General features: G+C 66.8%; 11 protein-coding genes. 3 read left to right on the top strand and 8 right to left on the bottom strand.

Annotation, left to right across the window (positions count from 1 at the left end; all coding sequences use genetic code 11):
- The first annotated feature begins 16 nt into the window (after positions 1-16).
- The 3 genes from OXG79_04815 to OXG79_04825 are packed head-to-tail and all read left to right on the top strand — an operon-like array spanning position 17 to position 3,708.
- Positions 17-1,225, top strand: a complete 1,209-nt coding sequence (locus OXG79_04815) for a sialidase family protein (protein MCY3783089.1) — start codon at positions 17-19, stop codon at positions 1,223-1,225.
- A gap of 34 nt (positions 1,226-1,259) precedes the next feature.
- A complete protein-coding gene (locus OXG79_04820) occupies positions 1,260-2,462 on the top strand; it encodes a sialidase family protein (GenBank protein ID MCY3783090.1) in 1,203 nt (400 codons plus the stop codon).
- A gap of 34 nt (positions 2,463-2,496) precedes the next feature.
- Entirely contained in the window at positions 2,497-3,708 is a 1,212-nt protein-coding gene (locus tag OXG79_04825; GenBank protein ID MCY3783091.1) for a sialidase family protein, read from the top strand.
- 22 nt (positions 3,709-3,730) lie between these two features.
- Here the strand turns inward: OXG79_04825 and OXG79_04830 are convergent, their stop codons facing one another.
- From OXG79_04830 to OXG79_04865, 8 genes are all read right to left on the bottom strand, one after another.
- Positions 3,731-4,729, bottom strand: a complete 999-nt coding sequence (locus OXG79_04830) for a TIM barrel protein (protein MCY3783092.1) — start codon at positions 4,727-4,729, stop codon at positions 3,731-3,733.
- A gap of 25 nt (positions 4,730-4,754) precedes the next feature.
- Positions 4,755-5,801 (bottom strand): Gfo/Idh/MocA family oxidoreductase, encoded by a 1,047-nt coding sequence (locus tag OXG79_04835; protein ID MCY3783093.1) that lies wholly within the window; start codon positions 5,799-5,801, stop codon positions 4,755-4,757.
- A 233-nt stretch (positions 5,802-6,034) separates the two neighbouring features.
- On the bottom strand, positions 6,035-7,480 hold the full coding sequence (locus OXG79_04840; protein ID MCY3783094.1) for a cache domain-containing protein: 1,446 nt from the start codon (positions 7,478-7,480) through the stop codon (positions 6,035-6,037).
- A gap of 117 nt (positions 7,481-7,597) precedes the next feature.
- On the bottom strand, positions 7,598-8,194 hold the full coding sequence (locus OXG79_04845) for a UbiX family flavin prenyltransferase (protein ID MCY3783095.1): 597 nt from the start codon (positions 8,192-8,194) through the stop codon (positions 7,598-7,600).
- Positions 8,187-9,053, bottom strand: a complete 867-nt coding sequence (gene ubiA / locus OXG79_04850) for a putative 4-hydroxybenzoate polyprenyltransferase (GenBank protein MCY3783096.1) — start codon at positions 9,051-9,053, stop codon at positions 8,187-8,189. Before ubiA ends, OXG79_04845 begins: the two co-directional genes overlap by 8 nt.
- Before the next feature lie 75 nt (positions 9,054-9,128).
- Entirely contained in the window at positions 9,129-10,580 is a 1,452-nt protein-coding gene (locus OXG79_04855) for a menaquinone biosynthesis decarboxylase (protein ID MCY3783097.1), read from the bottom strand.
- Positions 10,581-10,586: 6 nt separating this feature from the next.
- A complete protein-coding gene (locus OXG79_04860; protein ID MCY3783098.1) occupies positions 10,587-11,441 on the bottom strand; it encodes an HAD-IIA family hydrolase in 855 nt (284 codons plus the stop codon).
- Complete coding sequence (locus OXG79_04865) at positions 11,441-12,421, bottom strand: phosphoglycerate dehydrogenase (GenBank protein ID MCY3783099.1); 981 nt, start codon at positions 12,419-12,421, stop codon at positions 11,441-11,443. Before OXG79_04865 ends, OXG79_04860 begins: the two co-directional genes overlap by 1 nt.
- Positions 12,422-12,611: the final 190 nt, after the last annotated feature.

Consider the following 12,611-nt stretch of genomic DNA (forward strand, 5'->3'; position numbering starts at 1 on the left):
CGCACAGGGGGCACGCATGATCCGCCAAGCCCGCTACAGCGACGGCACCCGCAGCGCCACCGTCACGCTCGAGCGGATCGACACCTGGGTCGAAGACACCGAGAGCATCGTGAACTTTCCGGGAATCCTGGAGCTGGACGACCGGCTGGTGCTGTACCACGCGCGCTCGCGCCACGGTGCCGAGGACTCCCACAAAGAGGACCCCAATCGCATCCTGGAGTCCTATGACGACGGGGAGACCTGGCAGCCCAGACCGGACGACGACCCTCTCGTCACCTACGACTCTTTCAGCGGCCACAAGAATGACGACTTCGGGGTCGTCGGGTCCGGACGACTTCGCGACGGCACGATCGTCCACATGAGCCACAATACGATGATGCACTTCGAGAACGGCTATGACCGCTCCCGGGGGCATATGCACGAGCAGTTCCAGCAGGACGACCCCACGTTCCGCTTTCAGCGGGCTTCGAGCGACGGTCGGCTGCTCGAGCGGTTTCCGTTCAAGGTTGCCGGCATGCCCTGGGGGCGCCGGGCATATCAGGTCTACTCGCCCATCCTCGAAATGGACGACGGCGACCTGCTGGCGGCCATGGAGTGGGTCAAGCTGCTCCCCGAGGAACGGTGGCGCCACGAGGCCCACGGCCGCGTTTGGAAATATCTCATCGGCACATTCATCGTGCGCTCCGGCGACGGCGGTCGCACCTGGAACTACGTGACCCAGTTCGATCCCGACGAGGTCAAGCCGGTTTACGGCATCACCGACCGGTCCGTCGACGATGGCATCGACGAAGCCCACATGGCCAGGCTTCCGAACGGCGACATCCTCTGCGTGATGCGCACCGGCGCGTATTCGCCCCTGTGGCAAGCGCGATCGCGCGACGGCGGTCGGACCTGGGACGCGCCCGAGTCCATGGGGTGGCCCGGGGTCAAGCCGCAGCTGGAGGTCCTGCCGAACGGCGTGCTCGCGTGCGCCTCGGGACGCGGGTCCTACGGTCATCCCCAAGTGACGCACGTGATGATCAGCATCGACGGCACCGGGCATCAGTGGGAAGCGCCCTTCAACTTCCACACCGGTCCAGGCTGCTCCTACACCACGACCATGCAGCGCGACGGCAAGCTGCACGTGATCTACTCGGACTCCGACTTCACGCGCGACATGGGGACGCACGGGCTGCCCGTGCAGCGCATTCGCCGGGCCGTCATCGACATCTCCACCGACGCATGAGCGCGGCTCGTCACGTCCCACGCAGGGAGCACGCATGATTCGCCAAGCCCGCTACAACGACGGGACCCGCAGCGCCACCGTCACCCTCGAGCGCATCGACACCTGGGTCGAAGACGCCGAGAGCATCGTGAACTTCCCGGGAATCCTGGAGCTGGACGACCGGCTGGTGCTGTACCACGCGCGCTCGCGTCACGGCGCCGAGCACACCGCCGACGAGGACCCCAATCGCATCCTGGAGTCCTATGACGACGGCGAGACCTGGCAGCCCGCCCCGGACGACTTTCCGCTCTCGTTCAAGGATCCGATGACGGGCCGCCAGATCGACGCATTCGGCGGATCCATCGGCTATCTGCGCGACGGAACCATCGTGCACATCGGCCACAACACCCAGTTGCAGCACGACGTGGGCTACGACGGATCGCGTATGCACGACCGGTTCCAGCAAGACGACCCCACATTTCGCTTTCAGCGGGCCTCGGGCGACGGCCAGTTGCTCGAGACAATCAAGTTCAAGGTGCCCGGAATGCCGTGGGGACGCAGGTCCTACCAGGTCTACTCGCCCATCGTCGAGTTGGACAGCGGGGACCTGCTGGCGGCCATGGAGTGGGTCAAGATGCTGCCGGAGGAGCGGTGGCGCCATGAAGCCCACGGCCGCGTCTGGAAATACCTCTTCGGCGTCTTCATCGTGCGCTCCGCTGACGGCGGGCATACCTGGGAGTACGTGACCCAGTTCGACCCCGACGAAGTCAAGCCGGTCTACGGGATCAGCGATCGGACCGTGGACGAGGGGTTCGACGAAGCCCACATGGCCAAGCTGCCCAGCGGCGACATCCTTTGCATGCTCCGCACTGGCTCCTATTCGCCCCTGTGGCAGGCGCGGTCGCGGGACGGCGGCCGGACCTGGGACGCGCCCGAGTCGACCGGGTGGCAGGCGGTCAAGCCGCAGCTGCAGGTGCTGCCGAACGGCGTGCTGGCGTGCTCCTCCGGGCGCGGGGCCTATGGCCATCCGCAGGTGACCCACGTGATGATCAGCATCGACGGCACCGGGCATCGCTGGGAAGCGCCGTTCTGCTTCCACACCGGCCCCGGCTGCTCCTACACCACGACCATGCAGCGCGACGGCAAGCTGCACGTGATCTTTTCGGACTCCGACTTCACCCGCGACATGGGGACGCACGGACTGCCCGTGCAGCGCATTCGCCGAGCCGTGATCGATATCTCGACCGACGCCGCATGAGCACCGCTCATACCGCCCAAAGTAGGGAGCAGCCATGATCAACCAAGCCAGCTACAGCGACGGCACCCGCACTGCCACCATCACCCTCGAGCGCATCGACACGTGGCTCGAAGAGGACCAAACGGTCATCAACTTTCCCGGCATCGTTCCGCTGGACGGCGACCGGCTCTTCATGACGATTCACTGGTCGCGCCACGGCGACGAGGGCAAGTTTGGCGACCCCACCCGCGCCTACCTTTCCGATGACGCCGGCGAGACGTGGTCCGAAGCCCCGCGAGACTTCCCCATGGTCACCCGCGACCCCCGCACCGGTTGGATGACCGAGAACTGGGACTCGGGCGCGTGGGGGTTCCTGCGCGACGGCTCCATCGCCCGTGTCGATCACAACACCCACAAGCAGCACACCCTGGGGCATGACCGCTCGCAAGGTCACATGCACGAGCGCTTCCAGCAGGAGGACCCGGAATTCCGCTGGCATCGCTACGCCCGCGACGGCTCGAAGCTGGAGCACTGGACATTCAAGGTCCCCGAGCTGCCGCGCGAGCGGGCGTCGTACCAGTGCTATTCCCGCATCCTGGAGCTGGACGACGGGGACATCCTGGTGGCGCTGGAGTGGGTCGACCTGCTGTCCGAGTCCGAGCAGCACATCGACGGGAGCGGGCGGGTGCGCAAGTTCCGTTTCGGAACGTTCATCGTGCGCTCCAGCGACCGCGGGCGGACCTGGAAGTCCGTCGCGACGTTCGATCCGGCGGTGGTCAACCCGGTCTACGGCATCTTCGACCGCGGAGTGGACGAGGGCCTGGACGAGGCCGACCTCGCGGTGCTGCCCAACGGCGACGTTCTTTGCGTAATGCGCACGGACTCGTACGCCCCGATGTTCCAGGCGCGGTCACGCGACGGCGGCCACACGTGGAGCGAGCCGGAGTCGACCGGTTGGCAGGGCGTCAAGCCGCGGCTGGAAGTGCTGCCGAACGGCGTCCTGGCCTGCGCGGCAGGACGCGGCAGCTACGGCAACCCCCAGGTGACGCACGTGATGCTGAGCCTCGACGGCACGGGCAACCACTGGGAGGCGCCCTTCTACTTCCACACCGGCCCCGGCTGCTCCTACACCACCACCATGCAGCGCGACGGCAAGCTGCACGTGATGTTCTCCCACTCCGACTTCACCCGCGAGATGGGCACTCACGCCCTCCCAAATCAGAAGATCCGGCGGGCGGTGCTGGACGTGCAGCTGAGCGAGGGATAGCGCTGGCGACGGCCACCTCGATCTAGGAGCCGGCTGGTGTCCAAGCGGCAGTGTCGAAGTAGGTGGGGAAGTACTGGGCGCAATGCTCCCCCAGCCACTCGACACTGAGCCGCACCCAGAGCTGCGGGTCGTAGTCGGGGAGGCAGGGCGGTTCCAGGCAGACGGGAATTGCGTCGGGAGCGGGCGCGCCGTCCTGCAGGATCGCGAAGATTTCGGCGATCTCGACGCTGCCGTGGCCCACGGGCGCGTGGAAGAACTTGGGCTCGCCGGTGGTGGTGATGGACTGCACGCGCATGTCGCGTAGGTGGGCCATTGCGACGTAGGGCGCCGCGAGACGGGCGGCCTCGACCTGATCCTCAACGACCGCCAAGCTGTTGGCAAAGTCGTAGTTGATGCGCAGCCAGGGCGACGCGACGCCTTGGACCACCGGCACGATCTCGCTGATCCGGTAGTCCATGTGGTTCTCGAAGGCCAGCACGATCCCCAGGTCCTCCGCGACGCCGACGAGGTCGCGCAGGTTTTCGATCATGCAGTCGATCTGGACGGCCATCGGCACTTCACGGCTGAAGTGCCCGAAGCGTAAGCCGCCGTTGGGTACCGGCTGGCCGGGCGGCCCCGGCGGATCGGCGTTGACGATCTCGGTGAGGTGGCAACCGCCGGCGCGCAGAATCTCGAGGCAGCGGACGGCCTCCGCGCGAACCGGCGGCCACTCGTCACGAGGGACGGCCCAGGCGCCGCTGACGGAGCCGACCCATTCGATGCCAAGCTCGGCCATGCGGCGGCCGGTGGCCGCGCTGGCCTCGGTGTCGGCAAACCAGCTGCTCCCCATGTGCAGCGCCTCGAATCTGTGCTCCACGCAGCGGTCGATCCACCAATCCACGTGGTCGTCGAGCCCCACGGGGCCGACCGTGGTGGTGCCATAGGGATACGCCATGCCGCGGAAGCCGAACTCGGGCCGGTCGATGCGCAGGCCGGGATAGGACACCCAGCGATAGGCCGCCTGCGAGCCGCCGAGCCTCATGGCGCGGCCTTCCGAAAGGCGTTTCCTAGACCCACCCGTGGTCGGGGTGAATCGGCGTGCCGCTGGTTTGGTGGGTCCACTCCGTGCCGCCTTCCAGCACGACCTCACGGCCTGTGATCGCCGACTGCTCGGCAGCGAACAGGATCTCCATGATGTGACGCGCGTACGGCCCGTGCGTGGCCGGCTCAATGTCGCGCGCAATGCTTTCGGCGAAGGTCCGCCACTCGTCGGTGAACTCGGCGGGCGGGTGCGTGAACGGCACGTCTTCCCACACGTCGTCCTTGCCGACGCGCACGTATTCCTCGAAGTGGTGGCTGAACTTCAAAGTGCCGTTGGCGCAGATGACGTGGCTCGAATAGTCCGGCGCGCCGTCGGCGAAGCCCACGGCGACCGCGACGCCGGCCCGGCCGTTCTTGTAGCGCACGAAGATCACGTTCGAGTCGTCGCTGGCCTGGTAATTCGCGTGGGTGCCGACGGCCGCCGACACGGACATGGCCTGCGAGCCCATGAGCCACGTCAGGCGGTCGACGACGTGCACGCCGTTGGCCAGCAACATGCCGCCGCCGTGAAAGCGGCTGCGGTACTGCGGCCGGCGATCCGCATGGTTCCAATTCTTGGACATGTAGCAGACCGCGGTGATCACCGGTCCGAGCGTGCCCGAGTCGAGGATCGACTTGGCGGTGATGCTGGTGGGGTAGAAGTGCTGGGTGAGCCCGACCATGAGCTTGCGATTGTTGGCGTCGGCGGCGGCGATCATCGCGTCGCACTGGGCCAGGCTGAGGGCCATGGGTTTCTCGACCAGCACGTGCTTGCCCGCGTTGAGTGAGTCGATCGTGAGGCGGTGGTGCAGCTGGTGCCCGAGCACCACCGCGACGGCGTCGACCTCGTCGTCCTGCAGCAGCTCGGTGTGTGAGATGTAGCCGCGTGGGATGTCGTATTGGCGCATGTAGCGCTGCCGCGGCTCCTCCAGCAGGTCGGCCACGGCGACTACCCGCACGTCGTCCAGCGTGGCGATCGCCTCACAGTGCGAGCGCGCTATGCCGCCCAGGCCGATGATCCCGACGTTCAGCATTGGGCCACCATTCCTAACCGCCCGGCCAACGTGCCGGACGGTTCAAGGATGCCCTCTCGCCTACTCCTCGTACCAGCCGGACCTCGTGGGTGCCTATTCGACACGCACGTATTGACCTTGGCCCAGTTGCTATCCATGAGCTCGTACCAACGGACGCCGTAGATGTCCTGGTAGACACCCGTCATGTACTGCTGCTCCCCGCCCCGCGCAACGTACGGCACGCCCCCGTTGGGCTAGTTGCGAATGTTCAGCCCGCCGCTTGGAACCACCACCGCCGCAAACTGGTCCCCGCCGGAGACGGGAAGCTCGTCCTCGCCTGGGACGAACTCGTACCACCCCGACCCGAAGAGGAGACCGTCGTGCCGCACGACCCAGGAGTGTTTGACCTGGGGCTGCCCGTTTGTTGGGTTAGCGAATACGTAGCTCACCCAGATACCGTCCTCGTCGGCCTGCAGCATCTCGAGACCGAACACACGCCCCGTGATGTCCGTTCCCAGGGGACCCTTCAAGTCGTCGCCGAGCAGACTCGGATCGGGATGCGTGAGCAGACGATCGTCTTCGTCGAAGATGAAGACGTACCACTGGCCCTCGAGGCTCTCGGGCGTGTTGTAGTGCGCCACGGTCGCATCTAGCCCCTCCGCGTTGTAGCGGCTGACGGCACGGGCGACGAACGCTTGAGTGAACGTCGCGGGATCGTCCGCTCGCGAAATGGGCTCATACCAGCCCGAGGCGAAGGACAAGCCGTCGTGCTTGATCACCCAGGTGTGCTTGCGCTCGGGCTCGCCGGTCACCGGGTTCACGAACACGTAGTCCACCCAGCGCCCGTTCTCGTCAGCGGCCACCACCTCCAACCCGTAGGGCTTGCCGGTGACGTCGGAGCGCACGGCGGGAGTGGTTCCCACGAAGTCCGGTCGCGCCGGGTTCGCCAGGACGTAGCCGTTTTCGTCGAGCAGGAACACGTACCACTGACCGTCGATGCTCTCGGTGGATTGGTGATAGGCGATGGACGCCTCGCGTCCCTCGGAGTCGTAGCGACTGATGGCGGAGGCCACCACAGCCTGCGTATAGGTCGCAGGATCGTCCGCGCGCGAGAGGGGCTCATACCAGCCGGAGGCGAACAACAACCCGTCGTGCTTGATGACCCAGGTGTGCTTGCGCTCCGGCTCGCCCGTCGCCGGATTCACGAACACGTAGCTCACCCAGCGCCCGTCCTCGCTGGCGGAGGCGATTTCCTCGCCATAGGACCTGCCGGTGATATCCGAACGCTCGCGGGGGGACTGGCCGATGAAGTCCTTGCGCGTGGGATGCGCAATGGTTTCGGTGTCCTCGTCGTAGATGATGGCGTACCACGGCCCGTCCATGCTCTCCCGGGTGTTGTAGTACGCCACCGCGGCGTCCCGCCCTTCGGCTTCATATCGAGTGATGGCCCCCGCCACGAATGCCTGGGTGTAGCCAGCCGGATCGGCCACGCGTAACACGGCGTCGTCGATCATCTCCTCGGTTGCCTCGCGCGAGATTCCCGTCGTCGCATTGATGGCAATGATGAGCGCGACGATCGCGAGGATGCCGGCGACCGTCGCCAATACCGAATCTCCGTTGGCCCTTGTGCGTTCCCAGATTTCTCGCATCGCCCGTTCCTCACGCATTTGCCGGTCGCCGTCGACCGGAAGCCGAGTCATGCGCCTATCTTGCCACCGAATGTCCATGGGTGATCGGGTTGCAGGTCGCGAAGCTTGTATTGGAGGTGGGGAGCCACGCCCATCTCGTTTGCGGACCCAACGCCCCCGCTCCCGCGTCTACGCCCAACGGTGCTCGTCGGCGGGGGATTCGATCACTCCCAGCGCCTGCAACATGCGGTCCACCAGCGCGTCCACGATCTCACTGACTTTCGACGGTCGCAGGTAGAACGCCGGCTCCGGCGGCAGCACCGTGGCGCCGGCCTCGGCCAGCGTGAGCAGGTTGCGCAAGTGGATAGTCGACAGCGGCGTCTCACGCGGCACGATCACCAGGCGGCGCTTTTCCTTCAGCGTCACGTCGGCTGCTCGGTGGAGCAGGTTCGTTCCGGCGCCGCTGGCCAGCGCGCCGAGCGTCGCCATGCTGCACGGCACGATGAGCATGCCGCGCACCGGGTAGCTGCCACTCGAGATCGGCGCCGCCACGTCTTGCGGCCGATGCACCGTCAAGTCACCGTGGGACTTCCAGCGGGCGGCGGCGTCGCGAAAGCGCTCCTGCATTTCGTGGTGCCACATCAGCTCGCCGTAGTCGCTGCACACCACGTCGAGCCTCTCGCCGCGATCCAGCAGCGCCTTGGCTGCCGCGTCGGCCAGCACCGCGCCCGTCGCCCCCGAAATGCCCAGGATCAGACTGGGGCGCGGCCCTCCGTGGTCAGGCAACCCACACGCCGGCAATGGTGAACACCAGCGCGGTGATCGCCACGTAGCCGTTCATGTTGAAAAAGGCCAGGTTGAGCCGCGACAGGTCGTTGCGCAGCAGCGCGTGCTCATAGATGAGCAGCGCCCCGATCAGGCCCACGCCCACCCAGTAGGGCCACGACAGCGGGGCGATCAGACCCAACACAATCAGCACCACCACCGTGAGCGCATGTGATCCCCGTGCCATCTGCAGCGCGCGACGGGTGCCGAATCGCGCCGGCACCGAATGCAGCCCGCGCTTTCGGTCGAACGCCAAGTCCTGGAGGGAGTAGAGCACGTCGAATCCCGCAATCCAGAACATCACCACCAGCGCCAGGACGATGGCCTCCGCGCCGATTTCGCCGCGCACCGCAATCCAGCCGCCGACGGGCGCGATGCCGTCGGCCAGGCCCAACATCCAATGGCTCAGCCAGGTGAACCGCTTCGTGAACGAGTAGAGCGTCACGGTGACCATCGCCACCGGCGCCAGCGCCAGCGCCAGCAGGTTGAGCTGCCACGCGGCGATGTGCAGCAGCGCGAATCCGGCCGACGCCAACCCGAGCATCTCGACGCGGGACATGCGCCCGGCGGGCAGGGCGCGCTCGGCCGTGCGCGGGTTCGCCGCGTCGAGTCGGGCGTCGATCAGGCGGTTTGCCGCCATGGCGCCCGTGCGCGCGCCGGCCATGGCGACCGTGATCCACAAGAACGTGCGCCAGCCGGGCCATCCGTCCTGCGCCAGCACCATCCCCAGAAAGGCAAACGGCAGCGCGAAGATTGTGTGCTCGAACTTGATCGCGTCGAGATACAGACGCAGGCGCATCGCGGCGGCGGCCGGGTTCATTCGCGACTCGTGCAGTCTGGTGGAGCTATCCAGAGCCTAGCGCGTCGCGCGGCTGCGCACATCCCAGTTTTCTTCCTAGATGCCATAGCTTGTCCACCGTTCGTCGACTCGCCGCACGATGTCCTCGTCCATCACGATGTCCGGCGGCCACTCACGCGGAAAGCCCTCCTCGGGCAGCTTGCGCGTCGCGTCGATGCCGAGCTTGCCGCCCACGTTTGCGTGCGTGGTGGCGAACTCCAGCGCGTCCATCACGCCCTGGGCGTGCTCCGTGTCGCGGCCGGGGTCCGTATTTGCCCCGATGCGCCAGAGAACTTCGCTCAAATCGTGCACGTCCACGTCGGCGTCCACCACGATCACGTATTTGGTGAACATGAGCTGACCCGTGCCCCAAATGGCGTGCATGACCTTGCGCGCCTGGCCGGGATAGCGCTTCCGAATCGACACGATGGCGAAGTTGTGGAACACGCCGTGCACCGGCAGGTTCATGTCCACGATCTCGGGAATGACTAGCCGTACCAGCGGCAGGAATAGCCGCTCGGTGGCTTTGCCGATCCAGCCGTCCTCCATCGGCGGTCGTCCGACGATGGTGGATACGAAAATCGGGTCGCGCCGCCGCGTCACCGCCGTCAGGTGGAACACCGGGTAGGGTTCGGCCAGCGAGTAGTAGCCGGTGTGGTCGCCGAACGGGCCTTCCATGCGGGACTCCGCGGGATCAACGTAGCCCTCGAGCACGATTTCGGCGCGCGCTGGAACCAGGATGTCGACCGTCTGCGCAGGCACCATTTCGACCGACGAGCCCCGCAGGAATCCGGCGAACACCAGCTCGTCCACGTCCGGCGGCAAGGGGGCCGTTGCGGAGTAGAGCAGCACCGGGTCGGCGCCGATGGCGATGGCCACTTCCATCCGGGTGCTCGACTCGCCGCTGCGGCGCCAGTGCTCCGCCCCGCCCTTGTGCAGCTGCCAGTGCATGCCCAGCGTCTGCGAGTCGAACACCTGCAAGCGGTACATGCCCATGTTGCGCTTGCCGCTGGCCGGGTCGTGGGTGAACACCAGCGGCATGGTGATGTAGGGACCGCCGTCATCCGGCCAGCAGGTGGGAATGGGCAGGCCGTCCAGCGTGGGTGCGGCGGTCTCGACGATGTCTTGCACGGGGCCGCCGCGCACCGTTCGCGGGCCGATGCGGCCGATGTGCACGATCTCGCCCAGGGTCCGCAGCTTGCCCCAGATGCCTGCGGGCGGCGGACTCATGGCCAGATTCAGCAAGTGCTCGATGCGGGTCTCCAACTCGGACCAGTCGTCCACGCCAAGCGCCCAGGCCATTCGCTGCTGGGTGCCGAGCAGGTTGATCGCCAGCGGCACGTTGGAGCCCTTCACATTCTCGAACAGCAGCGCCGGGCCGTCCGACTTCATCACGCGGTCGGCGATCTCGGTGATTTCGAGATGCGGGTCGACCTCGACCTTGATCCGGCGCAGCTGCCCCTGCCGCTCGATGTGGTCGATGAAGGCGCGCAGGTCGTTGAATGCCATCGATATCTAGATCCCAACCAGCGCGGGCAGCGGCAGGTCGTAGAGGGACTCGATCACGTGGTCCGGCCGTTGATCGGCGGGCGCGGCGGCAGCCTCGGCGGCCGACGTGGTGCCGGTGAGGACCAGCACCGACTCGGCGCCGATGGCCCGCGCCCCGGCTATGTCCGCGGTCAGCATGTCGCCCAGCACCACCAGGTCGGCGGCCTCAACCCCGGCGCGTTCCATGATGACCCGAAACATGTGCGCCGAGGGCTTGCCCACGATGACTGGCTCTTGCCCGGTGACGGCCGAAACGGCGGATGTCATCGCGCCGGCGCCCGGAATGGGACCGCTGGGCGTGGGGTATTGCGGGTCGGTGTTTACGGCCAGGTACTCGGCGCCGTCCATGATGATGGCGCGGGTCGCGCGCCGCAGCCTGTCGTAGGTCAACCCAAAGTCCACGCCGACCACCACGACCTCCGGAACGTCGTCGCCGTCCCAGGTCGCCAACTCGTAGCCGGCGGCCGCAATCTGCGTCGCCAGGCTGTCCCCGCCCAGCACGAGCACGCGGCACGGCGCTGGATGGTGCGCGCGCAGGTAGGACACGCTGGCGACCACCGCCGACACGATGCTCTCAGGGCCGGCGTCGATGCCCAGCCCCTGCAGCTTTGCCGCCAGCTCCACCGGTGTCTGGCGCGAGTTGTTGGTGATGAAAAGCGTTGGGAGCCCCAGGTGCTGCACCGCGGCCACGGCCTCGGCGGCGCCCGGGATCAGCTCGGGTCCGCGGTAGATCACGCCGTCCATGTCGAAGGCGAAAGCGCGCCGCCGGATCGGAACGAGCGCCGGCTCGTCGTCGTGCCGGTGCGGCGCGGCCGTGGTCATTAGTCCGAGTACAGGCCGTTCACGACCATCTCGCGCCGCCAGGATCCCTGCAAGACGTCGACGATGTTCTGCGCTGCCAGATCAGCCATGCGCACCACGCAGTCGGTGGAGATGCCGGCCACGTGGGGCGTGGCGATCACGTTCGGCAGTTGGGCCAGCCGATGGTCCGACGGCGGCTCCTTCGCGCGAACGTCCAGCGCGGCGCCGGCGATGACGCCCTGCGTCAATGCCGCGTAGAGTGCGTCCTCGTCCACCAAACCGCCGCGGGCGGTGTTCACGAGATAGGCGGTGGGCTTCATCAATCCCAGCCGTCGCTCGTTGACGAAATTGACGGTATCCGGCGTCGTGTTCACGTGCAGGGTCACATAGTCCGCGCGCCGGAACAGATCGTCGATCTCCACCAGCTCGATACCGTATTGGGCCACAAACTCCTGATCTGGATACGGCTCGGCGGCGATGAGCACCGGATCGAACCCGGCCAGCCGCCGCACCACGCTCTTGCCGATGCGGCCCAGGCCCACGACGCCGATGGTTTTGTCGCGGATTTCGTTCATCAGGCCGCGCGACCAATCGCCCTCGGCGGTGTTGGTGATGTAGGCGTACAGCTCGCGCGCCAGGGCCAGGATCATCGCCACGGCCGACTCCGCGACCGTGGTGTCGTTCGAGCCCGCGGCGATCATGGCCACCACGTCGTGGTCGGCGGCCGCGGCGGTGTCGATGGCGTCGTAGCCGACGCCCACGCGCGAAACCACGCGCAACTCGGGCGCGCTCTCGAAGACCGCGCGGGTATACGACTCGCTGCTCGCCACCGTGGCCGTGATGCCCTGCAGCAGGTCCTTGAGCTGCTCCTCGGTGGGATACATCTGCTCCTGCGGAACCTGGGCGATGACCACCTCGTGGCCGGCCTGCTCCAGCAGGTCGCGCCAGGTGGTGTCGAGGGACTTGACGGCGAGCCGAGAGGTCACGAGGACGCGGGCCACAGGGTGCTCCTAACGCAAGGGCGTGTGAGCGGTCATTCTAACGACGCGCTCACGGAGACTTACCCGACCGCACTCCGTCATTCCCGCGAAGGCGGGAATCCACCCATCATTGAATCTGGGGGCGGAGAGTATTCGCGCGGTCATCCTCACGATTGGCCGGGCATTGCAATGGTGTCCGAAGGCGGGAATC

It is taken from the genome of Chloroflexota bacterium (assembly GCA_026706485.1).
Lineage (GTDB): Bacteria > Chloroflexota > UBA11872 > UBA11872 > UBA11872 > JAJECS01.

Bases quoted from the DNA above. Each gene is read 5' to 3' on its own strand.
- OXG79_04835 (MCY3783093.1), bottom strand. From the start codon at position 5,801: ATGCTGAACGTCGGGATCATCGGCCTGGGCGGCATAGCGCGCTCGCAC.
- OXG79_04840 (MCY3783094.1), bottom strand. From the start codon at position 7,480: ATGACTCGGCTTCCGGTCGACGGCGACCGGCAAATGCGTGAGGAACGG.
- OXG79_04830 (MCY3783092.1), bottom strand. From the start codon at position 4,729: ATGAGGCTCGGCGGCTCGCAGGCGGCCTATCGCTGGGTGTCCTATCCC.
- OXG79_04825 (MCY3783091.1), top strand. From the start codon at position 2,497: ATGATCAACCAAGCCAGCTACAGCGACGGCACCCGCACTGCCACCATC.
- OXG79_04820 (MCY3783090.1), top strand. From the start codon at position 1,260: ATGATTCGCCAAGCCCGCTACAACGACGGGACCCGCAGCGCCACCGTC.
- OXG79_04815 (MCY3783089.1), top strand. From the start codon at position 17: ATGATCCGCCAAGCCCGCTACAGCGACGGCACCCGCAGCGCCACCGTC.
- OXG79_04860 (MCY3783098.1), bottom strand. From the start codon at position 11,441: ATGACCACGGCCGCGCCGCACCGGCACGACGACGAGCCGGCGCTCGTT.
- ubiA (MCY3783096.1), bottom strand. From the start codon at position 9,053: ATGAACCCGGCCGCCGCCGCGATGCGCCTGCGTCTGTATCTCGACGCG.
- OXG79_04855 (MCY3783097.1), bottom strand. From the start codon at position 10,580: ATGGCATTCAACGACCTGCGCGCCTTCATCGACCACATCGAGCGGCAG.